23 protein-coding genes and 2 tRNA genes are annotated in these 24,601 nt (G+C 58.8%); 22 read left to right on the top strand and 3 right to left on the bottom strand.

All coding sequences use genetic code 11. The features are described 5' to 3' along the window. The first annotated feature begins 61 nt into the window (after positions 1 to 61). From H621_RS0116940 to H621_RS0116930, 3 genes are read left to right on the top strand one after another with little or no spacing between them, the layout of a single operon-like run. Positions 62 to 1,465 carry a sodium-dependent transporter gene (locus H621_RS0116940; protein WP_028944545.1) on the top strand — a complete coding sequence of 468 codons (1,404 nt, stop codon included), beginning with the start codon at positions 62 to 64 and terminating at the stop codon, positions 1,463 to 1,465. Positions 1,466 to 1,472: 7 nt separating this feature from the next. Beyond that, positions 1,473 to 1,907 (top strand): type II toxin-antitoxin system RatA family toxin, encoded by a 435-nt coding sequence (locus tag H621_RS0116935; protein ID WP_028944544.1) that lies wholly within the window; start codon positions 1,473 to 1,475, stop codon positions 1,905 to 1,907. 1 nt (position 1,908) lies between these two features. Next, a complete protein-coding gene (locus tag H621_RS0116930) occupies positions 1,909 to 2,214 on the top strand; it encodes an RnfH family protein (RefSeq protein ID WP_028944543.1) in 306 nt (101 codons plus the stop codon). Positions 2,215 to 2,274: 60 nt separating this feature from the next. Here H621_RS0116930 and H621_RS0116925 read toward each other — a convergent pair whose 3' ends face one another. Further along, positions 2,275 to 2,814 carry an outer membrane protein assembly factor BamE gene (locus tag H621_RS0116925; RefSeq protein WP_028944542.1) on the bottom strand — a complete coding sequence of 180 codons (540 nt, stop codon included), beginning with the start codon at positions 2,812 to 2,814 and terminating at the stop codon, positions 2,275 to 2,277. Between the two features lie 97 nt (positions 2,815 to 2,911). Between H621_RS0116925 and fur the strand changes: the two genes are divergently transcribed. Next, complete coding sequence (fur, locus tag H621_RS0116920; RefSeq protein ID WP_028944541.1) at positions 2,912 to 3,316, top strand: ferric iron uptake transcriptional regulator; 405 nt, start codon at positions 2,912 to 2,914, stop codon at positions 3,314 to 3,316. A 70-nt stretch (positions 3,317 to 3,386) separates the two neighbouring features. On the opposite strand, the gene recN is transcribed toward fur, so the two are convergent. Then, positions 3,387 to 5,060: a DNA repair protein RecN gene (recN, locus tag H621_RS0116915; RefSeq protein WP_028944540.1), complete on the bottom strand. Its 1,674-nt coding sequence runs from the start codon at positions 5,058 to 5,060 to the stop codon at positions 3,387 to 3,389. A gap of 231 nt (positions 5,061 to 5,291) precedes the next feature. Here recN and grpE point away from each other — a divergent pair, with 231 nt between their 5' ends. The 8 genes from grpE (at position 5,292) to H621_RS0116875 (ending at position 15,586) form a co-directional block, all read left to right on the top strand. Continuing rightward, the gene (gene grpE / locus H621_RS0116910) at positions 5,292 to 5,846 is read left to right on the top strand and encodes a nucleotide exchange factor GrpE (RefSeq protein ID WP_028944539.1); all 555 of its coding nucleotides are present in this window, start codon (positions 5,292 to 5,294) and stop codon (positions 5,844 to 5,846) included. Positions 5,847 to 5,947: 101 nt separating this feature from the next. Further along, the gene (gene dnaK, locus H621_RS0116905; RefSeq protein ID WP_028944538.1) at positions 5,948 to 7,864 is read left to right on the top strand and encodes a molecular chaperone DnaK; all 1,917 of its coding nucleotides are present in this window, start codon (positions 5,948 to 5,950) and stop codon (positions 7,862 to 7,864) included. Between the two features lie 209 nt (positions 7,865 to 8,073). Beyond that, positions 8,074 to 9,198 (top strand): molecular chaperone DnaJ, encoded by a 1,125-nt coding sequence (gene dnaJ / locus H621_RS0116900; RefSeq protein WP_028944537.1) that lies wholly within the window; start codon positions 8,074 to 8,076, stop codon positions 9,196 to 9,198. Positions 9,199 to 9,211: 13 nt separating this feature from the next. Continuing rightward, positions 9,212 to 10,015: a 4-hydroxy-tetrahydrodipicolinate reductase gene (gene dapB / locus H621_RS0116895; RefSeq protein WP_028944536.1), complete on the top strand. Its 804-nt coding sequence runs from the start codon at positions 9,212 to 9,214 to the stop codon at positions 10,013 to 10,015. Between the two features lie 203 nt (positions 10,016 to 10,218). Beyond that, on the top strand, positions 10,219 to 11,355 hold the full coding sequence (gene carA / locus H621_RS0116890) for a glutamine-hydrolyzing carbamoyl-phosphate synthase small subunit (RefSeq protein WP_028944535.1): 1,137 nt from the start codon (positions 10,219 to 10,221) through the stop codon (positions 11,353 to 11,355). Positions 11,356 to 11,461: 106 nt separating this feature from the next. Continuing rightward, positions 11,462 to 14,683: a carbamoyl-phosphate synthase large subunit gene (carB, locus tag H621_RS0116885; RefSeq protein WP_028944534.1), complete on the top strand. Its 3,222-nt coding sequence runs from the start codon at positions 11,462 to 11,464 to the stop codon at positions 14,681 to 14,683. Continuing rightward, the gene (gene greA / locus H621_RS0116880) at positions 14,680 to 15,162 is read left to right on the top strand and encodes a transcription elongation factor GreA (RefSeq protein WP_084167971.1); all 483 of its coding nucleotides are present in this window, start codon (positions 14,680 to 14,682) and stop codon (positions 15,160 to 15,162) included. The genes carB and greA overlap by 4 nt, the downstream gene beginning before the upstream one ends. A gap of 28 nt (positions 15,163 to 15,190) precedes the next feature. After that, positions 15,191 to 15,586, top strand: a complete 396-nt coding sequence (locus tag H621_RS0116875) for a hypothetical protein (RefSeq protein WP_028944532.1) — start codon at positions 15,191 to 15,193, stop codon at positions 15,584 to 15,586. 12 nt (positions 15,587 to 15,598) lie between these two features. Here H621_RS0116875 and yhbY read toward each other — a convergent pair whose 3' ends face one another. Continuing rightward, entirely contained in the window at positions 15,599 to 15,907 is a 309-nt protein-coding gene (gene yhbY, locus H621_RS0116870) for a ribosome assembly RNA-binding protein YhbY (protein ID WP_010222973.1), read from the bottom strand. A gap of 101 nt (positions 15,908 to 16,008) precedes the next feature. Between yhbY and rlmE the strand changes: the two genes are divergently transcribed. From rlmE to nusA, 10 genes are all read left to right on the top strand, one after another. Next, positions 16,009 to 16,632 carry a 23S rRNA (uridine(2552)-2'-O)-methyltransferase RlmE gene (gene rlmE, locus H621_RS0116865; RefSeq protein WP_010222974.1) on the top strand — a complete coding sequence of 208 codons (624 nt, stop codon included), beginning with the start codon at positions 16,009 to 16,011 and terminating at the stop codon, positions 16,630 to 16,632. Between the two features lie 212 nt (positions 16,633 to 16,844). Next, positions 16,845 to 18,752: an ATP-dependent zinc metalloprotease FtsH gene (ftsH, locus tag H621_RS0116860; RefSeq protein ID WP_028944531.1), complete on the top strand. Its 1,908-nt coding sequence runs from the start codon at positions 16,845 to 16,847 to the stop codon at positions 18,750 to 18,752. A gap of 8 nt (positions 18,753 to 18,760) precedes the next feature. Next, entirely contained in the window at positions 18,761 to 19,612 is an 852-nt protein-coding gene (gene folP / locus H621_RS0116855; RefSeq protein ID WP_028944530.1) for a dihydropteroate synthase, read from the top strand. Positions 19,613 to 19,629: 17 nt separating this feature from the next. Continuing rightward, complete coding sequence (glmM, locus tag H621_RS0116850; RefSeq protein ID WP_028944529.1) at positions 19,630 to 20,970, top strand: phosphoglucosamine mutase; 1,341 nt, start codon at positions 19,630 to 19,632, stop codon at positions 20,968 to 20,970. Between the two features lie 66 nt (positions 20,971 to 21,036). Next, positions 21,037 to 21,792: a triose-phosphate isomerase gene (gene tpiA, locus H621_RS0116845; protein ID WP_028944528.1), complete on the top strand. Its 756-nt coding sequence runs from the start codon at positions 21,037 to 21,039 to the stop codon at positions 21,790 to 21,792. A gap of 3 nt (positions 21,793 to 21,795) precedes the next feature. Then, positions 21,796 to 22,182: a preprotein translocase subunit SecG gene (secG, locus tag H621_RS0116840; protein ID WP_028944527.1), complete on the top strand. Its 387-nt coding sequence runs from the start codon at positions 21,796 to 21,798 to the stop codon at positions 22,180 to 22,182. A 19-nt stretch (positions 22,183 to 22,201) separates the two neighbouring features. Beyond that, positions 22,202 to 22,287, top strand: a tRNA-Leu gene (locus H621_RS0116835). Between the two features lie 97 nt (positions 22,288 to 22,384). Continuing rightward, positions 22,385 to 22,461 (top strand) — tRNA-Met (locus H621_RS0116830). A 129-nt stretch (positions 22,462 to 22,590) separates the two neighbouring features. Continuing rightward, positions 22,591 to 23,049 carry a ribosome maturation factor RimP gene (gene rimP, locus H621_RS0116825; protein WP_036989972.1) on the top strand — a complete coding sequence of 153 codons (459 nt, stop codon included), beginning with the start codon at positions 22,591 to 22,593 and terminating at the stop codon, positions 23,047 to 23,049. Between the two features lie 59 nt (positions 23,050 to 23,108). Further along, positions 23,109 to 24,590, top strand: a complete 1,482-nt coding sequence (gene nusA, locus H621_RS0116820; RefSeq protein ID WP_028944525.1) for a transcription termination factor NusA — start codon at positions 23,109 to 23,111, stop codon at positions 24,588 to 24,590. The last annotated feature ends 11 nt before the right edge of the window (positions 24,591 to 24,601 follow it).

Genomic DNA, 24,601 nt, shown 5'->3' with positions numbered 1-24,601 from the left:
TGAGCCCTTGGAGTGAATCCCGGACAATGCGCGCTCTTTTTTTCCACAGTTGAGCGTGTTGATGTCGACGGACAAGGTTTCTGTCCATGGTGGCTGGGCCAGTCGCTGGGTATTCGTACTGGCGGCCACCGGTGCTGCGGTGGGGTTGGGAAGTATCTGGAAATTCCCCTACATGGTCGGCGTCTATGGCGGCGGTGCCTTTGTTCTGGTGTTCCTGGCCTGCATTGCCTTGATCGGTATCCCGGTGATGCTTGCCGAGACGCTGATCGGCCGCCGCACCCGGCAAAGTCCGGCCAATGCCCTGCGCGACCTCGCCCTGGAGGCGGGGCATTCGCCGCGCTGGTCGTGGTGGGCCTTCGCCGGGATGATCACGGCGCTGTTGATCCTGTCGTTCTACAGCGTGGTCGGCGGCTGGTCGTTCGACTACATCATCAACATGGGCAAGGGTGACTTCCAGGGCGTGACAGCCGATCAGGTCGGCGGCTACTTCAATGGCGTGATCAGCGACCCCTGGCGCCTGGTGCTGTGGCACAGCCTGTTCATGCTGCTGTCGGCATTGGTGATTGCCCGTGGCGTGGTGGCGGGGCTTGAGAAGAGCCTGCGTATCATGATGCCGCTGCTGTTCCTGCTGCTGGTGATCCTGTTGGGCTACAGCCTGACCACCGGGCACTTCATGCAGGGCCTGCATTTCATGTTCGACTTCGACACCTCGCGCCTGCTCGACGGGTTGTTGCCGGCCATGGGGCATGCGTTTTTCTCCCTGAGCGTGGGCGTGGGTTCGTTGCTGATCTATGGCGCCTACATGCCCAAGCAATCCTCCATCGGCGGCACGATTGTCGCCGTGGCCCTGCTCGACACCTTTGTCTCGCTGCTGGCCGGCATGGCCCTGTTCCCGATTGTGTTCGCCGCCGGCCTGAACCCCAGCGAGGGCCCGGGCCTGATGTTCGTGGCCTTGCCATTTGCTTTTGGCAATGTGGCGTTTGGCCAGTTGATGGGCGTCGTATTCTTTGTTCTAGTGGCCGTCGCGGCCTGGAGTTCGGCGATTTCTTTGCTGGAGCCGATGGTCGCTTACCTGGTGGAGCGTACGGGCGTGCGGCGTGGCTGGATCACCACCTGGCTGGCTTTCAGTTGCTGGCTGGTGGGGCTGGGCACAGTGTTTTCGTTCAATATCTGGCAGCAGGCACGCTTTTTCGTGAACGACGAGAGCGGTTTTCAGCTCTACCAGTGGGGCGCAACAGGCGGTCTGGATTTCTTCGGAGTGATCGACTTTTTCACTTCGCGGATCATGCTGCCGCTGGGTGGTTTGTGCTTTGTGATATTCGCAGGTTGGATCATGGGGCGTGAGGCGGTGCGCGACGAGCTAGCGATGCGCAGCCCGCTGCTGTTTGCTCTGACCTTCTTCTTGATGCGCTATGTGGCGCCCCTCGGCATTCTGGTTGTGTTTGCCGCTCAGCTTTGGAAGTGACACCTGGATGACTACCCATATTCAACGTTCGGCCCTGCTGCCTTATCCCGCCCAGGCACTGTACGACCTGGTCAACGATGTAGCACGGTATCCGGAGTTCCTGCCCTGGTGCTCATCCAGCACTGTGCTGGAGGTCAGTGACACGCTGATGCGTGCCAGCCTGGAAGTGGCCAAGGGCGGTATGAGCCAGAAGTTCGTCACCCGTAATGTGCTGGTGCCCGGGCAGTCCATCGAAATGAACCTGGAGGAGGGGCCGTTCAATCAACTGCACGGCTTGTGGATCTTCAAGCCGTTGGGTGAGAAGGCCTGCAAGATCAGCCTGGACTTGTCCTTCGACTATGCCGGGCCGTTGGTACGGGCCACCTTGGGGCCATTGTTCAATCAGGCTGCCAACACCCTGGTCGATGCCTTCTGCCAGCGGGCAAAGCAACTCAATGCCTGACATGCTGCAGATTGAAGTGGTCTATGCCACCGCTGAGCAGCAGTGGCTGCTGGCCGTCGAGGTGCCCTTGGGCGCCACCTTGCGCGAGGCCGTGCGCCTGTCAGGGATCGCTGAGCAAGTACCAGGGCTCGATGTCGAGGCTTGCCCGCTTGGAATCTTTGGCAAGGTTGTCAGTGACGCTGTGCAGCAGACGGTTGCCGAGGGGGATCGGATCGAGTTGTACAGGCCGTTGCTGATCGATCCCAAGGAGGTCCGCAAGCAGCGCGCTGACAAAGTGGCGCGGGTGTTCAAGAAGGCCAAGCGCTAGCGCACAAATCGCAGGCACAAAAAAGCCCGGAATGTCCGGGCTTTTGTTTGCCAGCAGTAGTTACTGTGGCGAGGTTTCCAGTGGGGCAGGGGTCGGTACCGGGATGGTTTCGATGGTATCGACTTCGCGCTGGATCTTCTCTTCCAGGGAACCTGGCTTGGCCGGGGTTTCCTTGACCTGTTCAGCTGGCGCGGTGGTAGTACCTGGCTGGACGGGCGTGACGCTGGTGTCGCCGCTGCCGCCGAGAATTTCCTGATCGCGGCTCACGCCTGGCATGAAATCGCCAGACAGGCTGACCAGTTGGTCGCTTTCGTTGAAGAAAATGCTCATGCGCTCTTGCTGGCGTTGGCCGCCACCAGGCTGCAGGCTGTACAGGTAATCCCAGCGATTGGTGTGAAAGGTGTCCTGGATCAGCGGATTGCCCATGATAAACCTTACTTGCCGACGGGTCATTCCGGGGCGCAATTGGTCTATCATGTCTTGCGTGACGACATTGCCCTGCTGGATGTCGATTTTGTAAACCCCGGGGAACGAGCAACCGGCGAGTGCGAGCAGTCCCACGAAGGTGAGGCTGGTTAGCAAGAGCTTGGTGTTTTGCATCGGTGGGCGACTTCCACTATCTTGGCTGGACAACGTAAACCCCGATCATACCCGTATTCAGAGAAGCTGCGAAGCAGCATCGGCGAGAAAGCTGACCATGGTTGAAAATAGCGAACTGCGCAAAGCCGGTCTCAAGGTGACACTGCCTCGAGTGAAGATTCTACAGATGCTCGACTCTACCGAGCAGCGTCACATGAGTGCTGAAGATGTCTACAAGGCGCTGATGGAGGCAGGTGAGGACGTCGGTCTGGCCACGGTCTACCGTGTTCTGACCCAGTTCGAAGCTGCTGGCCTGGTTGTGCGCCATAACTTCGACGGCGGTCACGCCGTGTTCGAATTGGCCGACGGTGGCCACCACGACCATATGGTCAACGTGGAGTCGGGCGAGGTTATCGAGTTCTTCGACAGCGAGATTGAAAAGCGTCAGAAGGAAATCGTTGCCGAGCACGGTTTCGAACTGGTTGACCATAATCTGGTCCTGTACGTGCGCAAGAAAAAGTAAGCAATAGTTTCTTGTTGCACAGCATCAAAGGCGACCCTGGGGTCGCCTTTGTGCTTTCTGGGATAAGGCATCAGGCCTTGCTGGTAACCACCATCTTGCGGGCGTGGGCCAGGGACTCCTTGGTCAGGTCGATACCGCCCAGCATCCGAGCGACCTCTTCGATGCGCTCGCGCTTGCCCAGGTTGGCAACGGCAGTATGGGTAGCGTCACTGTTGCGCACTTTATGCACAAACAGATGGTGATGGCCTTGCGCTGCAACCTGCGGCAGGTGGGTCACGGTCAGTACCTGGCCGCGCTCGCCCAGGCGGCGCAGCAGCTGGCCGACAATCTCTGCCGTCGGGCCACCGATACCCACGTCCACTTCGTCGAACACCAGGGTAGGAATGCGCGAGGTTTGCGCAGTGATCACCTGGATTGCGAGGCTGATCCGCGACAGCTCGCCCCCGGAGGCGACCTTGGCCAGGGCCTTGAGAGGCTGGCCCGGGTTGGCGCTGACCAGTAGCTCTACATGCTCACGGCCGTTAGGGGAGAGGTCTTCACTGGTGTGGCTGTGCAGCTCGATGCTGAAGCGACCACCGGGCATGCCCAGGCGCTGGATCTCTTGCTCGACCGCGCCGGCCAACTGGTTGGCGGCCTGGTGGCGCAGGGCGCTAAGCTCGCCTGCCTTGTCCTGGTAGTGGCGGGCGAAGGCTGCCAGTTCGTCACCCAGGCGCTCGATGGATTCGTCGTTGGCGTTAAGGCTTTCGAGCTCTTCCATCAGGCGCTGCTGAAGGTTGGCCAACTCGGTTGGGTGTACACGGTGCTTTCGAGCCAGGGTATAGATGCTGTCCAGGCGCTCTTCGAGTTGCTGCAGGCGAGCCGGGTCCGCGTCGAAGTTATCAAGGAAGCGATTGAGCTCGCCGACGGCTTCCTCCACCTGGATCTGTGCGCTGGCGATCATGTTGGCGGCCTCGCCCAGTGCCCTGGGTGCGTTCTGCACTGCAGTCAATCGATTGAGACTGGCAGTGAGGGCATTGAGGACGTTGCCCGAATCGTTCTCGCTGCAATGATCGATGACCTGGCGGCAGATGCCGAACAGCGCTTCGGCGTTGGTCAGGTTCTTGTGCTCCTGCTCCAGTTGCTCCAGCTCGTTTTCACCCAGGCCCAGGTTGTCGAGTTCCTCGAGTTGATAGCTGAGCAGCTGATGCTGCGCCCGTTGTTCGTCGCCGGAGTTGGACAGTCGCTCCAGTTCTTGCCGCGTTTGCCGCCAGCGCTGGGCGGCCAGCTGGACCTGGCGCGCCAGGTCGGTGGCGCCTGCGTACTCGTCGAGCAGGCGACGATGGGTGTCGGCTTTCAGCAACGACTGGTGTTCATGCTGGCTATGGATGTCGATGAGCAGCTCGCCCAGGGCCTTGAGGTCGCCGAGCGGGCAGGGCGTGCCATTGATGTAGCCGCGGCTGCGGCCCTCGGCGGTGATGACCCGGCGCAGGATGCACGGGCCGTCGCTGTCCAGGTCGCGTTCGGCAAGCCAGGCACGGGCTTCGGGAATGTCCGAGAGATCAAAGGTGGCGAGGATGTCGGCCTTGTCGGCGCCGGGACGTACCACGCCGCTGTCGGCACGATCACCCAGGGTCAGGCCCAGGGCGTCGAGCATGATCGATTTGCCGGCCCCGGTTTCACCGGTGATGACGCTCATCCCGCGGGCGAGTTCGAGGTCCAGGTGTTCGACGATGGCATAGTTGTGTACGGACAGGTGCACCAGCATTGGGGCGGCTCCCAGGCGTTAAGTCTGGTTATTTATACAGTGTTTTTTGATCCGCTGACAATGGCTGTGCTTAGCTCGATTTGGTTGCGTGGGTGTCGTTCTGAGTGCGTCGGGTTATGAGGGAAACGGTCGGCTGTATTCCTTTGCCCCTTGAACCTGGGTTTTACGACCCCATATAGCCGGCAGAAGCGCGAGTACAGCTCGCTGACACTATTCGAGAGGAGAGATTTTATGGCTGACGAACAGCTGGATGAACAGAATCTGAACGCCGAGGCAGCCGGCGCGCAAGAGCTGAACGCCCGCGTGCAGGTGCTCGAAGAGCAGCTGGCGGCGGCCCAGGATCAATCCCTGCGCACCGCTGCGGACCTTCAGAACGTACGCCGTCGCGCCGAGCAGGATGTCGAGAAGGCACACAAGTTCGCCCTGGAGAAATTCGCTGGCGACCTGCTGCCAGTCATCGACAGCCTGGAACGTGGCCTGGAGCTGTCCAGTGCCGAGGACGAGAGCATTCGTCCGATGCGTGAAGGCATTGAACTGACCCTGAAGATGTTCCACGACACCCTCAAGCGCTACAACCTCGAGGCCATTGATCCGCACGGCGAACCCTTCAACGCCGAGCACCATCAAGCCATGGCCATGCAGGAAAGTGCCGAGGTCGAGCCGAACAGCGTGCTCAAGGTGTTCCAGAAGGGCTACCAGCTCAATGGCCGCCTGCTGCGCCCTGCGATGGTCGTGGTCAGCAAGGCCCCTGCTGCGGTTTCGCCGTCGATTGACGAGCAGGCTTGAAATCGTTCCGGGCGCCCCCATTTAGGTGTCAAGCATTCAAGTATTACCGCAGTTAGCCACCACTGCTGCGGCAACAAAATTCAAGTTTCGGGAGAGTGAACATGGGCAAAATCATCGGTATCGACCTGGGGACTACCAACTCCTGCGTCTCCATTCTGGAAAACGGCAACGTCAAGGTTATTGAAAACGCTGAAGGCGCGCGTACTACGCCGTCGATCATCGCGTACGCCAATGACGGCGAAATCCTGGTTGGCCAGTCGGCCAAGCGTCAGGCCGTTACCAATCCGCACAACACCCTGTACGCAGTAAAGCGTCTGATCGGTCGTCGCTTTGACGAAGATGTCGTGCAAAAAGACATCCAGATGGTTCCGTACAAAATCGTCAAGGCTGACAACAACGACGCCTGGGTCGAAGTGAACGGCCAGAAAATGGCACCGCCTCAGATTTCGGCTGAAATTCTGAAGAAGATGAAGAAGACCGCCGAAGACTACCTCGGCGAGCCTGTCACCGAAGCGGTCATCACCGTTCCGGCCTACTTCAACGACAGCCAGCGTCAGGCCACCAAGGATGCCGGTCGCATCGCCGGCCTGGACGTAAAACGTATCATCAACGAACCAACCGCAGCTGCGCTGGCTTACGGTATGGACAAGGCCAAAGGCGATCACACCGTGATCGTTTATGACCTGGGTGGCGGTACCTTCGACGTTTCGGTTATCGAAATTGCCGAAGTCGATGGCGAGCATCAGTTTGAAGTTCTGGCCACCAACGGTGACACTTTCCTCGGTGGTGAAGACTTCGACATTCGCCTGATCGACTACCTCGTCGACGAGTTCAAGAAAGAAAGCGGCATGAACCTCAAGGGTGACCCGCTGGCCATGCAGCGCCTGAAAGAAGCTGCTGAAAAAGCCAAGATCGAGCTGTCCTCGAGCCAGCAGACCGACGTCAACCTGCCGTACATCACTGCAGATGCCACCGGTCCTAAGCACCTGAACGTGAAGATCTCCCGCGCCAAGCTGGAGTCGCTGGTGGAAGACCTGGTTCAGCGCACCATCGAGCCATGCCGTATCGCCATGAAGGATGCCGGTATCGACGTCAGCAAGATCGACGACGTGATCCTGGTTGGCGGTCAGACCCGTATGCCGCTGGTACAGAAAGCGGTTACCGATTTCTTCGGTAAAGAAGCACGCAAGGACGTCAACCCGGACGAAGCTGTTGCCATGGGTGCTGCCATCCAGGGTGCGGTACTGGCTGGTGACGTGAAAGACGTGCTGCTGCTGGACGTCAGCCCGCTGACCCTGGGTATCGAAACCATGGGTGGCGTGATGACTGCGCTGATCGAGAAGAACACCACTATCCCGACCAAAAAGTCGCAAGTGTTCTCGACTGCAGACGACAACCAGAGCGCCGTGACCATTCACGTGCTGCAAGGTGAGCGTAAGCAGGCTGCTCAGAACAAATCCCTGGGCAAGTTCGACCTGGCCGAGATCCCACCTGCACCACGTGGCGTGCCACAGATCGAAGTAACCTTCGACATCGACGCCAACGGCATTCTGCACGTAGGCGCCAAGGACAAGGCTACTGGCAAGACTCAGTCGATCGTGATCAAGGCCAACTCCGGCCTGTCTGATGAAGAAATTCAGCAGATGATCCGCGACGCTGAAGCGAACTCGGAAGAAGACCGCAAGTTCGAAGAACTGGCCGCTGCCCGCAACCAGGGCGATGCACTGGTTCACTCGACTCGCAAGATGGTCGCTGATGCCGGTGACAAGGTCACTGCCGAAGAGAAGGCTGCGATCGAGGCCGCTGTGGTTGCCCTGGAAGCCGCTATCAAAGGCGACGACAAGGCTGCCATCGATGCCAAGGTTGAAGAACTGTCGAAAGTGTCGGCTCCAGTTGCTCAGAAGATGTACGCCGAGCAGCAGGCCGAGCAGCCACAAGCTGGCGCGCAGCAGGCTGAAGAGCCCAAGCACGACGACGTCGTCGACGCTGAGTTCGAAGAAGTCAAAGACAACAAGTAATTGCTGCATGTTGTCGGCCAGTTGACTGCTTTCTAGTGGTTGGCTGGTAGGATGTCGCCGCGCGGGGGCTTGCTCCCGCGTTGGCGTGTCTGGAATACCCGAATTTTTACAGCATCTGTCATGCCTCCTGGAGGGAATGAGGCAGGTGCTGGCGGCACAGCGCGAAATGCGCAGAGGTTTGCCGAACGTCCTCAAGAGTGCAAAGACTTATGGCAAAGCGTGACTATTACGAAGTTCTGGGAGTTGAGCGCGGCTCCAGTGAAGCGGACCTGAAGAAGGCGTATCGCCGCCTGGCGATGAAGCATCACCCGGACCGTAATCCTGATGACAAAGAGTCGGAAGAGAAATTCAAGGAAGCCAACGAGGCTTATGAAGTGCTCTCCGACGCCAGCAAGCGCGCGGCCTACGACCAGTATGGTCATGCCGGCGTCGACCCTAGCATGGGTGGCGGCGGTGCCGGATTTGGTGGCGCGAACTTCTCCGACATTTTCGGTGATGTGTTCAGCGATTTCTTTGGCGGCGGCCGTGGCGGTTCGCGTGGCGGTGCCCAGCGCGGCAGCGACCTGCGTTATACCCTCGAGCTGAACCTGGAAGAGGCTGTACGCGGCACCACTGTCAACATTCGCGTGCCGACTCTGGTCAACTGCGAGCCGTGCGACGGTTCCGGTGCCAAGAAAGGCTCGTCGCCTTCGACCTGTCCGACCTGTGGTGGTATTGGCCAGGTGCGCATGCAGCAGGGCTTCTTCTCTGTCCAGCAGACCTGCCCGCGTTGCCATGGTCAGGGCAAGATCATTACTGATCCTTGCAACTCCTGCCACGGCGAAGGCCGTATCGAAGAGTACAAGACCCTCTCGGTCAAGGTGCCGGCCGGTGTCGATACCGGTGATCGCATTCGTCTTTCGGGCGAAGGCGAGGCGGGTTCCCATGGCGGCCCGACCGGTGATCTGTACGTCGTGATCAATGTGCGTGAGCACGCGATTTTCCAGCGTGACGGCAAGCACCTGTACTGCGAAGTACCGATCAGCTACACCGATGCTGCCCTGGGTGGCGAGCTTGAAGTGCCGACCCTGGATGGCCGGGTAAAGCTGAAGATCCCGGAAGGCACCCAGACCGGCAAGCAGTTCCGCCTGCGTGGCAAGGGCGTTGCCCCGGTTCGCGGTGGTGGTGCTGGTGACCTGATGTGTCGGGTCGCGGTTGAAACCCCGGTCAATCTCAGTCGTCGCCAGCGCGAGCTGCTCGAAGAGCTGCGCGATTCGCTGGAAGGTGACAGTTCCCATTCGCCCAAGGCCAATGGCTGGTTTGAAGGCGTAAAGCGCTTCTTCGGCGACTTGTAAGAAGGAATAGGGCATGCGACGTATAGCGGTAATGGGCGCGGCAGGGCGCATGGGCAAGACCCTGATCGAAGCTATCCAGCAAACCCCGGGTGCAGGGCTGACGGCTGCGATTGATCGTCCTGACAGCACCCTGGTTGGCGCGGATGCGGGCGAGTTGGCGGCCCTGGGTCGAATCGGTGTGCTGCTGTCCGATGACCTGGCCAAGGTAGTCGATGAATTCGACGTGCTGATCGACTTCACGCATCCGTCGGTGACCCTGAAGAACCTGGCGTTCTGCCGCAAGGCAGGCAAGGCCATGATCATCGGGACCACCGGTTTCAGTGTCGAAGAAAAGCAGTTGCTGGCCGAGGCGGGCAAGGAAATCCCGATTGTCTTCGCGGCCAACTTCAGCGTTGGGGTGAACCTCAGCCTGAAGCTGCTGGACATGGCTGCGCGCGTGCTGGGTGATGACGTCGACATCGAGATCATCGAAGCCCACCATCGTCACAAGGTCGATGCACCGTCGGGTACCGCGTTGCGCATGGGTGAGGTGGTTGCCCAGGCACTGGGGCGCGACCTGCAGGAAGTGGCGGTCTATGGTCGTGAAGGCCAGACCGGTACCCGTGATCGTCAGACCATCGGCTTTGCCACTGTGCGTGCCGGTGACGTGGTTGGTGATCACACCGTTCTGTTCGCTGCCGAAGGTGAGCGCCTGGAGATCACCCATAAGGCCTCCAGTCGCATGACCTTTGCCAAGGGGGCGGTCCGTGCTGCTCTCTGGTTGGACGGTCGCGAGCCGGGCCTTTACGACATGCAAGACGTGCTCGACCTGCGTTAAGCGCCCTCCTGTCGCTATCCTGCGGTTTTTAGGCACTTCAGCGGTAGACCAAAAAAGCGTTTTTCTGTAAGCTACAGCTTTAGTGTGTCCACTAAAAGCGCGCAGATAATTCGACGAAGAAAGCGGGGTGACGTGTCTATACGTCATTCCGCTTTTTTGCAACCTGCGATCGCCCCTTCAGGCTTGATTTACGGGAGGTCTTCTTGACTAAGCCAGCCATACTCGCCCTTGCCGATGGCAGCATTTTTCGCGGTGAAGCCATTGGAGCCGACGGTCAGACCGTTGGTGAGGTGGTGTTTAACACCGCAATGACCGGCTATCAGGAAATCCTGACTGACCCTTCCTATGCGCAGCAAATCGTTACCCTGACTTACCCTCACATCGGCAACACCGGCACTACGCCGGAAGACGCCGAGTCCGACCGTGTCTGGTCGGCCGGCCTGGTCATTCGTGACCTGCCTCTGATCGCAAGCAACTGGCGCAACAAACAGTCGCTGCCTGATTACCTCAAAGCCAACAACGTGGTTGCCATCGCCGGGATCGACACCCGTCGCCTGACGCGCATCCTGCGTGAGAAGGGCGCGCAGAACGGCTGCATCCTGGCCGGCGACAACATCAGCGAAGAGGCTGCAATCGCCGCTGCTCGCGGTTTCCCGGGCCTGAAGGGCATGGACCTGGCAAAAGTCGTCAGCACCAAGAGCAGCTACGAATGGCGCTCCAGCGTCTGGGAACTGAAAACCGACAGCCACGCGACCATCGACGCCGCCGAGCTGCCGTACCACGTGGTCGCCTACGATTTCGGCGTCAAGCTGAACATCCTGCGCATGCTGGTTGCCCGCGGCTGCCGCCTGACTGTCGTGCCGGCGCAGACCCCGGCCAACGAAGTCCTGGCACTCAATCCTGATGGTGTGTTCCTGTCCAACGGCCCAGGTGATCCGGAGCCTTGCGACTACGCGATCCAGGCGATCAAGGACATCCTCGAGACCGAGATCCCGGTGTTCGGTATTTGCCTGGGGCACCAACTGCTGGCTTTGGCCTCCGGTGCCAAGACCGTGAAAATGGGCCATGGTCACCATGGTGCCAACCACCCGGTCCAGGACCTGGACACCGGCGTGGTCATGATCACCAGCCAGAACCACGGCTTTGCGGTAGACGAAGCGACGCTGCCAGGCAACGTTCGCGCCATCCACAAGTCGCTGTTCGACGGTACCCTGCAGGGTATCGAGCGCACCGACAAGAGCGCTTTCAGCTTCCAGGGTCACCCTGAAGCCAGCCCTGGCCCGACTGATGTCGCGCCTCTGTTCGACCGCTTCATCGATGCCATGGCCAAGCGCCGCTGAGCACCTGGCGAGAAGGCCCTGGACCGGTGCAAGCCGCGTTCAGGCGCCGCCCCCACGATTGTTCAATGCGGCTTGCCGACTGACCTGCGGAATTGAGTGACAACCCATGCCAAAACGTACAGACATTAAAAGCATCCTGATTCTTGGCGCTGGCCCGATCGTGATCGGCCAGGCCTGCGAATTCGACTACTCCGGCGCCCAGGCCTGCAAAGCCCTGCGCGAGGAAGGCTATCGCGTCATCCTGGTGAACTCCAACCCAGCCACCATCATGACCGACCCGGCCATGGCCGATGCCACTTACATCGAGCCGATCAAATGGCAGACAGTGGCCAAGATCATCGAGAAAGAGCGTCCGGATGCACTGCTGCCAACCATGGGTGGCCAGACTGCACTGAACTGCGCCCTGGACCTGGAGCGCGAAGGCGTCCTGGAAAAGTTCGGCGTGGAAATGATCGGCGCCAACGCCGACACCATCGACAAAGCCGAAGACCGCTCGCGCTTCGATACCGCCATGAAGGCCATCGGCCTTGAGTGCCCGCGCTCCGGCATCGCGCACAGCATGGAAGAAGCCAACGCCGTGCTCGAGAAGCTGGGCTTCCCGTGCATCATCCGTCCGTCCTTCACCATGGGCGGCACCGGTGGCGGTATTGCCTACAACCGTGAAGAGTTCGAAGAAATCTGCGCCCGTGGCCTGGACCTGTCGCCAACCAAGGAACTGCTGATCGACGAATCGCTGATCGGCTGGAAAGAGTACGAGATGGAAGTGGTCCGCGACAAAAAGGATAACTGCATCATCGTCTGCTCGATCGAGAACTTCGATCCGATGGGAGTGCATACCGGTGACTCGATCACTGTTGCTCCAGCACAGACCCTGACCGACAAGGAATACCAGATCATGCGCAACGCCTCGCTGGCGGTGCTGCGTGAAATCGGTGTCGAGACCGGCGGTTCCAACGTGCAGTTCGGTATTTGCCCGGACACTGGCCGTATGGTCGTGATCGAGATGAACCCGCGTGTATCGCGTTCGTCGGCGCTGGCTTCCAAGGCTACTGGCTTCCCGATTGCCAAGATCGCTGCCAAGCTGGCGGTCGGCTACACCCTCGACGAGCTGCAGAACGATATCACCGGCGGCCGTACCCCAGCTTCGTTCGAGCCTTCGATCGACTACGTCGTCACCAAGCTGCCGCGCTTTGCCTTCGAAAAATTCCCGAAAGCCGACGCCCGCCTGACCACCCAGATGAAATCCGTGGGTGAAGTCATGGCCATCGGCCGCACCTTCCAGGAGTCCCTGCAGAAGGCTCTGCGGGGCCTGGAAGTCGGCGTTTGCGGTCTGGATCCTAAAGTCGACCTGGCAAGTCCTGAAGCCTCGAGCATCCTCAAGCGCGAGCTGACCGTGCCGGGCGCCGAGCGTATCTGGTACGTGGCCGATGCCATGCGCGCCGGCATGACCTGCGACGAAATCTTCGACCTGACCGGTATCGACCACTGGTTCCTGGTGCAGATGGAAGACCTGATCAAGGAAGAAGAGAAGGTCAAGACCCTGGCCCTGTCGGCTATCGACAAGGACCTGATGCTGCGCCTGAAGCGCAAAGGCTTCTCCGACCAGCGTCTGGCCAAGCTGCTGGGTATCACCGACAAGAACTTGCGTCGTCATCGTCACAAGCTCGAAGTGTTCCCGGTCTACAAGCGCGTCGACACCTGCGCTGCCGAGTTCGCCACCGACACCGCCTACCTGTACTCGACCTATGAGGAAGAGTGCGAGGCCAACCCGTCGACCCGCGACAAGATCATGATCCTGGGTGGCGGACCGAACCGTATCGGCCAAGGTATCGAGTTCGACTACTGCTGCGTACACGCCGCACTGGCACTGCGCGAAGACGGTTACGAGACCATCATGGTCAACTGCAACCCGGAAACCGTCTCCACCGATTACGATACGTCCGACCGCCTGTACTTCGAGCCGCTGACCCTGGAAGACGTGCTGGAAGTGGTGCGTGTCGAGAAGCCGAAAGGTGTGATTGTCCACTACGGCGGCCAGACCCCGCTGAAATTGGCTCGCGCCCTGGAAGAAGCCGGTGTGCCGATCATCGGTACCAGCCCTGACGCTATCGACCGTGCTGAAGACCGTGAGCGCTTCCAGCAGATGGTTCAGCGCCTGAACCTGCTGCAGCCGCCAAACGCCACCGTGCGCAGCGAAGACGAAGCCATCCGTGCTGCCGGTGTCATCGGCTATCCGCTGGTGGTGCGCCCGTCCTACGTACTGGGCGGCCGTGCGATGGAGATCGTCTACGAGCTGGACGAGCTCAAGCGCTACCTGCGTGAAGCTGTACAGGTGTCCAACGACAGCCCGGTGCTGCTGGACCACTTCCTCAACTGCGCCATCGAGATGGACGTGGATGCGGTGTGCGACGGTACCGACGTGGTCATCGGCGCAATCATGCAGCACATCGAACAGGCCGGTGTTCACTCCGGTGACTCGGCGTGCTCGCTGCCGCCGTACTCGCTGCCGGCCCATGTTCAGGATGAAGTCCGTGAGCAGGTCAAGAAGATGGCCCTGGAGCTTGGCGTTGTCGGCCTGATGAACGTGCAACTGGCCCTGCAGGGCGACAAGATCTATGTGATCGAAGTCAATCCGCGCGCCTCGCGTACCGTACCGTTCGTCTCCAAGTGCATCGGTACTTCCCTGGCGATGATTGCGGCTCGTGTAATGGCGGGCAAATCGCTGAAGGAAATCGGCTTCACCAAGGAAATCATTCCGAACTTCTACAGCGTCAAGGAAGCGGTATTCCCGTTTGCCAAGTTCCCGGGCGTTGACCCGATCCTCGGCCCTGAGATGAAATCTACCGGTGAAGTCATGGGTGTGGGCGACAGCTTCGGTGAAGCGTTTGCCAAGGCCCAGATGGGTGCCAGCGAAGTGTTGCCGACCGGCGGTACTGCGTTCATCAGCGTTCGTGACGACGATAAGCCGCAAGTGGCTGGCGTTGCCCGTGACCTGATCGCCCTGGGCTTCGAAGTGGTCGCTACCGTCGGTACCGCCAAGGTCATCGAGGCGGCTGGCCTGAAAGTGCGTCGCGTGAACAAGGTGACTGAAGGTCGTCCGCACGTGGTCGACATGATCAAGAACGACGAAGTGTCGCTGATCATCAACACCACCGAAGGTCGTCAGTCGATCGCCGACTCTTACTCGATTCGTCGCAATGCGTTGCAGCACAAGATCTACTGCACCACGACCATTGCGGCTGGTGAAGCCATCTGCGAAGCGCTGAAGTTCGGTCCGGAAAAGACCGTGCGCCGCTTGCAGGATCTGCATGCAGGACTGAATGTATGAGCATTACCAAGTACCCGATGACTGTCCAGGGCGCTCGCGCCCTGGAGGAAGAACACCTTTTTCTGAGCAAGACCGAGCGTCCGCGCCTGAGTCAGGCCATTGGTGAAGCCCGTGAGCTGGGCGATCTCAAGGAAAACGCCGAGTACCACGCTGCCCGTGAAGAGCAGGGTATGGTCGAGGCGCGTATCCGCGATATCGAGGGCCGCCTGCAGAACTCGGTGGTAATCGACGTCACTACCATTGCCCACACCGGCAAGGTGATCTTCGGTACTACCGTGGACCTGGAGAACACCGAAACCGGCGACCAGGTGACCTACCAGATCGTTGGTGAAGACGAGGCAGACGTCAAACAGGGCAAGCTCTCGGTCGGTGCACCGATCGCCCGTGCCATCATCGGCAAGGAAGAGGGCGATACCGTGGTGATCAAGACACCAAGTGGTACGGTCGAGTACGAGATTGTCGAAGTCAAACACATCTGACCGGCGCCGCGGCTTTGCTGCGGCTACGGTGATCTGGCAGCTGACCCAGGTGTTCTGGGTTGGCGGCCTGTGGATGTTGCATTTCGGTTTATTGCCGGCGCTGGGCAAGGTTGGCCTGGCTCCGCTTCTGATCGAAGACATCGGCAGCCTGATGGCATCTTTGCTGGTAGCCTTTGCGGCATTTTGCGCAGGGGTTCAGGTAATGGTGCTGGTTCAGGCTCAGGGCCTGGCCAGTCTGTGGCGGGACATGCGAGGGCAGTTGCTGTTGATGGCGATATTGGCGTGTGTGGCGTATTTCGCCTTGCACGTGGGATTGCCCCAAGAGTTGCGCTGGCAGTTGTTCTGTTACCTGGTATTGGGTTTGACCGGCTTGCTGCTGGTCATGCAGCCGGTGCCGGGCAGGGCGCGCAGGGCGCGCCACTGACCGCAGCGAACATCACTTGTAGCGATGGATGTTCGAGAGTTGCTTGTTCGGCTGTGGGTTGCGGCGATAGATCAACGCCTTTTTCCCGATGGTCTGTACCAGTTCGGCGCGGCCGGCCTTGCACAGTGCGGCGATGGCGGCAGCGCGTTCCTCACGATCTTCCGAGCGAATCTCGACCTTGATCAGTTCATGATCGACCAGGGCGCGTTCGAGTTCGGCGATAACCCCTTCAGTCAGGCCATTGCCTGCCACAATGAGAACTGGTTTCAGATCGTGGCCAATGGATTTGTACTGTTTCTTCTGCTCGTTATTGAGCGGCATAATCTGACCCTTCGTCTGATTCTGTAAAAATGGCGGCCATTTTACCCGAGGGCCCGTGGATCCGCCCAGTTAATCACGACCCTTATGATTCGAGGTGCCCAATGGCGCGTTCCAAGACAAGCCTTGGCTGGCTGAAAGAACATTTCAATGATCCTTACGTCAAAAAGGCGCAAAAGGATGGTTATCGCTCGCGTGCGAGCTACAAATTGCTGGAAATCCAGGAAAAGTATCGGATCATTCGCCCAGGCATGAGCGTAGTTGACCTGGGTGCGGCGCCGGGTGGTTGGTCGCAGGTGACCAGTCGGCTGATCGGTGGCCAGGGCCGGCTTATTGCTTCGGACATCCTGGAGATGGACAGCATTCCGGATGTCACCTTTATCCAGGGCGACTTCACCCAGGATGAAGTGCTGGCGCAAATTCTGGAGGCGGTAGGTAATTCGCACGTGGACCTTGTGATTTCCGATATGGCCCCCAATATGAGTGGTACGCCCGCCGTGGATATCCCCAAGGCCATGTTCCTGTGTGAACTGGCCCTGGATCTTGCGACCCGTGTGCTCAAGCCGGGCGGCGATTTCCTGATCAAGATTTTCCAGGGTGAAGGGTTTGACGTTTACCTGAAGGACGCTCGTCAGAAATTCGACAAGGTCCAGATGCTCAAACCGGATTCTTCGCGGGATCGCTCCCGCGAACAGTACTTGCTGGCGAGAGGTTATCGCGGCGAGTAGGGCGTCAGGCCGGCAGCTTTCAGGGTGTCCGATAGCTTTTTCCAATCGGCTATCCTGCCTGACCTGGATGAACTTCGTGTAGTCTAGGTTTCACAAAGGGTTACAGACGGCGCCTGCAGTTGTGTAGGTTATGTAGTAAGTTAAGCCGGTGAATATCATGCGAGGCACGGTTGCGCCGTCAGCCGGCCTCAGAGGGTAGCTAATTGAACGATATGGCAAAGAACTTGATCCTGTGGTTGATCATCGCAGCTGTCCTGGTGACGGTGATGAACAACTTCTCCAGCCCGAATGAGCCGCAGACCCTCAACTATTCCGACTTCATTCAGCAGGTCAAGGATGGCAAGGTCGAGCGCGTTGCGGTCGATGGCTATGTCATTACCGGCAAGCGTACCGATGGCGACAGCTTCAAGACCATCCGTCCGGCCATTCAGGACAACGGCCTGATCGGCGATCTGGTCGACAACCATGTCGTGGTCGAAGGCAAGCAGCCTGAGCAACAGTCCATCTGGACTCAGCTGCTGGTCGCCAGTTTCCCGATCCTCGTCATCATTGCCGTGTTCATGTTCTTCATGCGCCAGATGCAAGGCGGTGCAGGGGGCAAGGGCGGGCCAATGAGCTTCGGCAAGAGCAAGGCGCGCCTGCTCTCCGAAGATCAGGTCAAGACTACCCTGGCCGACGTTGCAGGTTGTGACGAAGCCAAGGAAGAAGTAGGCGAACTGGTTGAGTTCCTGCGTGATCCGGGCAAATTCCAGCGCCTGGGCGGTCGCATTCCTCGTGGCGTCCTGATGGTCGGTCCACCAGGTACTGGTAAAACCCTGTTGGCCAAGGCCATTGCCGGTGAAGCCAAGGTGCCGTTTTTCACGATTTCCGGTTCCGACTTCGTCGAAATGTTCGTGGGTGTCGGTGCCAGCCGTGTCCGTGACATGTTCGAGCAAGCCAAGAAGCATGCGCCGTGCATCATCTTCATCGACGAAATCGACGCCGTCGGCCGTCATCGTGGCGCGGGCATGGGCGGTGGTCATGACGAGCGCGAGCAGACCCTCAACCAGTTGCTGGTCGAGATGGATGGTTTTGAAATGAACGATGGCATCATTGTTATCGCCGCGACCAACCGTCCTGACGTACTTGACCCTGCTCTGCTGCGTCCAGGTCGTTTCGACCGTCAGGTCGTGGTCGGTCTGCCGGATATTCGGGGTCGTGAACAAATTCTCAAGGTTCACATGCGCAAGGTGCCGATTGGCGAGAACGTCAATCCTGCGGTCATTGCCCGTGGTACCCCTGGTTTCTCCGGTGCAGACCTGGCCAACCTGGTCAACGAAGCCTCGCTGTTCGCTGCCCGCGGTGGCAAGCGTGTAGTCGAGATGAAGGAGTTTGAGCTGGCCAAAGACAAGATCATGATGGGCGCCGAGCGCAAGACCATGGTCATGTCCGAGAAAGAGAAGCAGAACACTGCCTATCATGAAGCAGGTCATGCCATCGTTGGTCGCGTCGTGCCTGAGCACGATCCGGTCTACAAGGTTTCGATCATTCCTCGCGGTCGTGCGCTGGGTGTCACGATGTTCCTTCCTGAGGAGGATCGTTACAGCCTGTCCAAGCGTGCATTGATCAGCCAGATCTGTTCGTTGTATGGCGGTCGTATTGCCGAGGAAATGACCCTGGGCTTCGACGGCGTCACTACTGGTGCTTCCAACGACATCATGCGTGCCAGTCAGATTGCCCGGAACATGGTGACCAAGTGGGGCCTGTCCGAGAAGCTCGGTCCGCTGATGTACGCCGAAGAAGAAGGCGAGGTTTTCCTGGGACGTAGTGCGGGCTCTCAGCATGCCAGCGTCTCTGGTGAGACAGCCAAGCTGATCGACTCCGAGGTGCGCAGCATCATTGATCAGTGCTACGCCACTGCCAAGCAGATTCTCACCGAGCACCGTGACAAGCTCGATGCCATGGCCGATGCATTGATGAAGTACGAAACCATTGATGCTGAGCAGATTGACGACATCATGGCAGGTCGAACCCCGCGCGAGCCGCGTGACTGGGAAGGTGGATCAGGTACTCCAGGTACCACTGCGCAGCAGGGTGACCGTCCAGAGTCGCCGATCGGCGGTCCAGCGGCTCAAGTCTAAGGGCGTATATGACCTCACAGCAGTACCCAACCCGGTTGCCTTGCGGCAACCGGGTTCTTGATTTGTCCCATACCCATGTCATGGGTATTCTCAATATCACTCCCGACTCCTTCTCCGATGGCGGCCGCTTCAATCAGCGTGATGCTGCCTTGCGCCATGCCGAGGCAATGGTCGTGGCTGGTGCAACCTTGATCGATATAGGTGGTGAGTCCACCCGGCCCGGTGCCAAGGCAGTTTCCGCGCTCGAGGAGCTTGAGCGAGTGGCGCCGATGGTTGAAGCGATCGCTCGCGAGCTGGATGTGATCATTTCTGTCGATACCTCGACGCCTGCCGTCATTCGAGAATCAGCCCGGCTTGGTGCCGGCTTGATCAATGATGTCCGCTCGCTCACGCGCGACGGCGCCCTGGATGCGGCGGCTGCGACCGAGTTGCCGGTTTGTCTGATGCATATGCGCGGTGAGCCGGGTGATATGCAGAATAATCCTCATTACGAGGATGTCAGCGTCGAAGTTGCGAGTTATCTTGAGCAGCGGATGGCTGCTTGTGCGGCTGTTGGCATCGAAGCTGGTCGGATCATCCTTGATCCCGGATTCGGCTTCGCCAAGACCCTGGCGCACAACCTGAGCTTGTTCAAGCATATGGAATCCCTACGCCGCCTTGGGCGGCCCTTGTTGGTGGGCGTTTCGCGCAAGAGCATGATCGGACAGACCCTCGACCGCCCGGTCGAGCAACGGCTCTCTGGTGGCCTTGCGCTGGCTGCCCTGGCAATGACGAAAGGCGCAAGCATTTTGCGCGTTCACGATGTTGCCGAAACCGTTGATGTAGTACGGATGATTGCAGCGGTTCAATCCGCCGAATAAAGAGTGATGGAGCATCTATGAGCAGAAAATATTTTGGTACCGACGGTATTCGTGGCCGTGTCGGCGAATATCCGATCACCCCTGACTTCATGCTCAAGCTCGGCTGGGCTGCAGGCATGGCATTTCGCAAGCAGGGTGCCTGCAGGGTTCTGGTGGGCAAGGACACCCGTATTTCCGGGTACATGTTTGAATCGGCGCTGGAAGCCGGACTGTCTGCGGCGGGAGCCGATGTGTTGCTGCTGGGGCCGATGCCAACTCCGGCCATCGCCTACCTGACACGCACCTTCCATGCCGAGGCTGGTATCGTCATCAGTGCCTCGCACAATCCGCATGATGACAACGGCATCAAGTTCTTCTCGGGTCAGGGGACGAAGCTGCCTGACGAAGTCGAGCTGATGATCGAGGAATTGCTCGACCAGCCGATGACAGTAGTCGAGTCCAGCAAACTGGGCAAAGTGTCACGAATCAATGATGCTGCCGGGCGCTATATCGAATTCTGCAAGAGCAGTGTGCCGAGCAGCACCGATTTTGCCGGTCTCAAGCTGGTGGTCGATTGTGCGCATGGCGCCACTTACAAGGTCGCACCGAGTGTGTTTCGCGAGTTGGGTGCTGAAGTCACCGTCCTGTCGGCTCAGCCGGATGGCCTGAATATCAATGAAAATTGCGGCTCGACCCACATAGAGTCACTTCAGGCCGCAGTTTTGGTGGGGCATGCCGATCTCGGGATTGCGTTCGATGGTGACGGTGACCGTGTTCTGATGGTTGATCACACCGGCGCAGTCGTCGACGGTGACGAGTTGCTGTTTATCATTGCCCGCGACCTGCAGGAGCGTAACAAGCTGCAGGGTGGGGTGGTCGGTACGTTGATGAGCAATCTGGGGCTTGAGCTGGCCCTGAAAGATCTCGACATACCTTTTGTGCGGGCCAAAGTTGGTGACCGTTACGTGATGGCAGAGTTGCTGGAGCGCGGCTGGGTGATCGGGGGGGAGAACTCCGGGCATGTGGTGTGCTGCAACCATACCACCACAGGTGACGCCATCATCGCCGCGCTCCAGGTGTTGATGGCGCTCAAGCGCCGTGGCGAGACGCTGGCGCAGGCTCGCCAGGCACTGCGCAAATGCCCGCAGGTATTGATCAACGTGCGCTTTGGCGCAAGCAAGGTCGATCCGCTCGAGCACCCTGCTGTAAAAGAGGCCAGTGCGCGGGTTACCGAGGAAATGGCGGGTCGCGGGCGTGTGTTGTTGCGCAAGTCCGGAACAGAGCCGCTGGTGCGTGTAATGGTGGAAGGCGATGACGAAGGTCAGGTGCGTAGCCATGCCGAAGCCCTGGCAAAACTGGTAAGTGAAGTTTGCGTCTGAAATACGCTTGCCAGCAGTGATCGGGTTGGGTAACATCTGCGCCCACTTTGACCGACGAGGTACAGCATGCGTCGCCCTATGGTAGCTGGTAACTGGAAGATGCACGGTACCCGCGCCAGCGTCGCTGAGCTGATCGATGGCCTGAGTAATCTGGCCTTGCCGAGCGGTGTTGAGGTCGCGGTGTTTCCTCCCTCGTTGTACATCAGCCAAGTGGTTGATGGGTTGCAGGGCAAGTCGATTACCGTTGGCGCTCAGAATTCTGCGGTAGAGCCTGCGCAAGGCGCGCTGACCGGTGAAATTGCACCGAGTCAGCTGGTTGATGCAGGTTGCGGACTGGTGTTGATTGGGCATTCGGAGCGTCGCCAGATCATTGGTGAAAACGACGAAGTCCTGAATCGCAAGTTCGCTGCAGCACAGGCTTGTGGTTTGAAGCCAGTGCTCTGTGTGGGGGAAACCCTCGAAGAGCGCGAAGCAGGTAAAACGCTTGAGATTGTCGGGCGTCAGCTGGGCAGCATCATCGAAGCTTTCGGTGTTGAAGCCTTCACCAGTGCGGTGATTGCCTATGAGCCTGTATGGGCCATCGGTACAGGGCTGACGGCCTCGCCACAGCAAGCGCAGGATGTGCACGCAGCCATCCGCGCCCAGCTGGCGGCAGAGAATGCCGAAGTTGCACAAAATGTGCAGCTTCTATACGGCGGCAGCGTGAAGGCGGCCAATGCGGCTGAGCTGTTCGGCATGCCGGATATCGATGGGGGCCTGATTGGTGGGGCGTCCCTGAACGCAGACGAATTCGGTGCAATTTGTCGCGCCGCAGGAAACTGAAAAATGCTGGAAACAGTCGTAGTAGTTTTTCATCTGTTGGGCGCACTGGGTTTGGTAGTGCTGGTGTTGCTGCAACAGGGTAAAGGTGCGGAAGCGGGTGCATCTTTCGGCGCAGGTGCTTCAAATACTGTGTTCGGAAGCCAAGGTTCTGCTACCTTTCTAAGTAAGTTTACTGCTATACTAGCTGCCTCTTTCTTCTTAACTGCTCTTGGGTTAGGATACTTTGCTAAAGAGAAAGCTCACGAGCTGACTCAAGTAGGGTTGCCAGATCCAGCAGTGTTGGAAGTGAAGCAGCAAAAACCGGCAACAGATGATGTACCGGTGCTCCAGGAGCAGAAGAGCGAAGCCACTAATGCTGGCGATGTTCCTCCCGCTCAAGAGCAGAAGTAACGGGTTTCAAAGTAGTATTGCCGAGGTGGTGGAATTGGTAGACACGCAACCTTGAGGTGGTTGTGCCCATAGGGTGTAGGGGTTCGAGTCCCCTTCTCGGTACCAATTGAAACAAGACAGCCCGCTACAGCGGGCTTTCTTGTAGGTGGAGGTTAGATTGACCCTGTCGGGGTTCGGTCGTATACTTTCGCCCCAGCTTTGTCGCGGGGTGGAGCAGTCTGGTAGCTCGTCGGGCTCATAACCCGAAGGTCGTTGGTTCAAATCCAGCCCCCGCAACCAGTTTCAGCGGAGCCCCTTTTGCAGGGGCTTTTTCTTGGCTGAACAGTCATAACGTCGGTATTCAACGACGTATCAGGGATGGGCGCTTTGCCCATTTTTTATTTGCACAGCATGCACGAGGGGGTTCAGGTGTCGAGCAAGCTAGAACAGTTGCAGGCCTTGTTGGCCCCGGTGGTCGAGGCTCTTGGCTATCAATGCTGGGGGATCGAATTCATCTCTCAGGGCAAGCATTCGGTACTGCGTATTTATATCGACAAAGCGGACGGCATTCTGGTCGAAGACTGTGAAGTTGTCAGTCGCCAGGTCAGCGGTATCCTGGATGTCGAAGATCCGATCAGTTCCGAATACACCCTTGAAGTGTCCTCTCCTGGCATGGATCGCCCACTGTTCACATTGGAACAGTTTGCTTCGCATGCCGGCGAACAAGTGAAGATCAAGCTGCGTACGCCCTTTGAAGGTCGTCGTAACTTTCAGGGCCTTCTCCGTGGTGTGGAGGAGCAGGATGTTGTTGTCCAGGTAGACAACAATGAGTTCCTGTTGCCGATCGATTCGATCGACAAGGCCAACATTATTCCCAGTTTTGACTGAGACGTGCCGGGTCCGGCGGACCGCGCGGATCCAATGGCTTGCGAAAGGCGAGGCGTACGATGAGCAAAGAAGTACTGCTGGTTGTTGAGTCGGTATCCAACGAAAAAGGCGTACCGGCTGGCGTAATTTTTGAAGCACTGGAAGTGGCACTGGCCACTGCAACCAAAAAACGTTTTGACGACGAAGTGGACCTGCGTGTGGAAATCAACCGCCACACCGGTAGCTACGAGACTTTCCGTCGCTGGACGGTCGTCGAAGAAGCGGATCTGGATGATCCAGCAATCGAAGTCTGGCCGGCCAAGATTCAGGAAACCCATCCTGAAGCCAAGGTTGGCGATGTAATCGAAGAAAAGATCGAGTCGATCGAATTCGGTCGTATCGCTGCCCAGACCGCCAAGCAAGTCATCGTACAGAAGGTCCGTGAAGCCGAGCGCGCCCAAGTGGTAGATGCCTACCGTGAGCGTCTGGGCGAAATCATCTCCGGTACCGTCAAGAAAGTCACCCGTGACAACGTCATCGTTGACTTGGGCAACAACGCCGAAGCGTTGCTGGCCCGTGAAGACATCATCTCCCGCGAGACTTTCCGTGTTGGTGTGCGCCTGCGTGCCCTGCTCAAGGAAATCCGCACCGAGAACCGTGGCCCGCAGCTGATCCTGTCGCGTACCGCGCCACAGATGCTGATCGAATTGTTCCGCATCGAAGTGCCGGAAATCGCCGAGGGCCTGATCGAAGTCATGGCCGCGTCCCGTGATCCGGGCTCGCGCGCCAAAATCGCCGTACGCTCCAAAGACAAGCGCATCGACCCGCAAGGCGCCTGTATCGGCATGCGCGGTTCGCGTGTCCAGGCAGTGTCCGGCGAACTGGGCGGCGAACGTGTTGATATCGTCCTGTGGGACGACAATCCGGCACAGTTCGTCATCAACGCAATGTCGCCGGCTGAAGTCGCGGCGATTATCGTCGATGAAGATGCCCACGCCATGGATATCGCTGTAGGTGCCGACAATCTGGCCCAGGCGATCGGCCGTGGTGGCCAGAACGTGCGTCTTGCCAGCCAGTTGACCGGCTGGACCCTGAACGTGATGACCGAATCGGACATCCAGGCCAAGCAGCAAGCTGAAACCGGTGACATCCTGCGCAACTTCATCGACGAGCTGGAAGTCGACGAAGAGCTGGCACAGGTGCTGGTCGATGAAGGCTTCACCAGCCTGGAAGAGATTGCCTACGTACCGTTGGAAGAAATGCTCAACATCGACGGCTTTGACGAAGACATCGTCAACGAGCTTCGCGCTCGTGCCAAGGATCGTTTGTTGACCAAAGCCATCGCTACTGAGGAAAAGCTGGCAGACGCCCATCCGGCCGAAGACCTGCTCTCGCTTGAGGGTATGGACAAGGATTTGGCGATGGAACTGGCGGTGCGCGGCGTAGTTACCCGCGAAGACCTGGCCGAGCAGTCGATTGACGACCTGCTCGACATCGACGGCATCGACCAAGAGCGTGCCGGCAAGTTGATCATGGCCGCCCGAGCCCATTGGTTCGAGTAATTAGGCGCGGC

The sequence above is a fragment of the Pseudomonas vranovensis DSM 16006 genome (assembly GCF_000425805.1).
Classification (GTDB): domain Bacteria; phylum Pseudomonadota; class Gammaproteobacteria; order Pseudomonadales; family Pseudomonadaceae; genus Aquipseudomonas; species Aquipseudomonas vranovensis.
Note: the sequence above shows the minus strand (reverse complement) of the source record. Positions and strands in the feature narration are given on the sequence as shown.

What these genes read in the sequence shown, in the direction of transcription:
- dnaJ (WP_028944537.1), top strand. Translation starts at nt 8,074, where the DNA reads ATGGCAAAGCGTGACTATTACGAAGTTCTGGGAGTTGAGCGCGGCTCC.
- secG (WP_028944527.1), top strand. Translation starts at nt 21,796, where the DNA reads ATGCTGGAAACAGTCGTAGTAGTTTTTCATCTGTTGGGCGCACTGGGT.
- grpE (WP_028944539.1), top strand. Translation starts at nt 5,292, where the DNA reads ATGGCTGACGAACAGCTGGATGAACAGAATCTGAACGCCGAGGCAGCC.
- ftsH (WP_028944531.1), top strand. Translation starts at nt 16,845, where the DNA reads ATGGCAAAGAACTTGATCCTGTGGTTGATCATCGCAGCTGTCCTGGTG.
- dapB (WP_028944536.1), top strand. Translation starts at nt 9,212, where the DNA reads ATGCGACGTATAGCGGTAATGGGCGCGGCAGGGCGCATGGGCAAGACC.
- dnaK (WP_028944538.1), top strand. Translation starts at nt 5,948, where the DNA reads ATGGGCAAAATCATCGGTATCGACCTGGGGACTACCAACTCCTGCGTC.
- fur (WP_028944541.1), top strand. Translation starts at nt 2,912, where the DNA reads ATGGTTGAAAATAGCGAACTGCGCAAAGCCGGTCTCAAGGTGACACTG.
- rlmE (WP_010222974.1), top strand. Translation starts at nt 16,009, where the DNA reads ATGGCGCGTTCCAAGACAAGCCTTGGCTGGCTGAAAGAACATTTCAAT.
- carB (WP_028944534.1), top strand. Translation starts at nt 11,462, where the DNA reads ATGCCAAAACGTACAGACATTAAAAGCATCCTGATTCTTGGCGCTGGC.
- greA (WP_084167971.1), top strand. Translation starts at nt 14,680, where the DNA reads ATGAGCATTACCAAGTACCCGATGACTGTCCAGGGCGCTCGCGCCCTG.
- H621_RS0116930 (WP_028944543.1), top strand. Translation starts at nt 1,909, where the DNA reads ATGCTGCAGATTGAAGTGGTCTATGCCACCGCTGAGCAGCAGTGGCTG.
- H621_RS0116935 (WP_028944544.1), top strand. Translation starts at nt 1,473, where the DNA reads ATGACTACCCATATTCAACGTTCGGCCCTGCTGCCTTATCCCGCCCAG.
- folP (WP_028944530.1), top strand. Translation starts at nt 18,761, where the DNA reads ATGACCTCACAGCAGTACCCAACCCGGTTGCCTTGCGGCAACCGGGTT.
- glmM (WP_028944529.1), top strand. Translation starts at nt 19,630, where the DNA reads ATGAGCAGAAAATATTTTGGTACCGACGGTATTCGTGGCCGTGTCGGC.
- H621_RS0116940 (WP_028944545.1), top strand. Translation starts at nt 62, where the DNA reads ATGTCGACGGACAAGGTTTCTGTCCATGGTGGCTGGGCCAGTCGCTGG.
- nusA (WP_028944525.1), top strand. Translation starts at nt 23,109, where the DNA reads ATGAGCAAAGAAGTACTGCTGGTTGTTGAGTCGGTATCCAACGAAAAA.
- tpiA (WP_028944528.1), top strand. Translation starts at nt 21,037, where the DNA reads ATGCGTCGCCCTATGGTAGCTGGTAACTGGAAGATGCACGGTACCCGC.
- yhbY (WP_010222973.1), bottom strand. Translation starts at nt 15,907, where the DNA reads ATGCCGCTCAATAACGAGCAGAAGAAACAGTACAAATCCATTGGCCAC.
- H621_RS0116925 (WP_028944542.1), bottom strand. Translation starts at nt 2,814, where the DNA reads ATGCAAAACACCAAGCTCTTGCTAACCAGCCTCACCTTCGTGGGACTG.
- recN (WP_028944540.1), bottom strand. Translation starts at nt 5,060, where the DNA reads ATGCTGGTGCACCTGTCCGTACACAACTATGCCATCGTCGAACACCTG.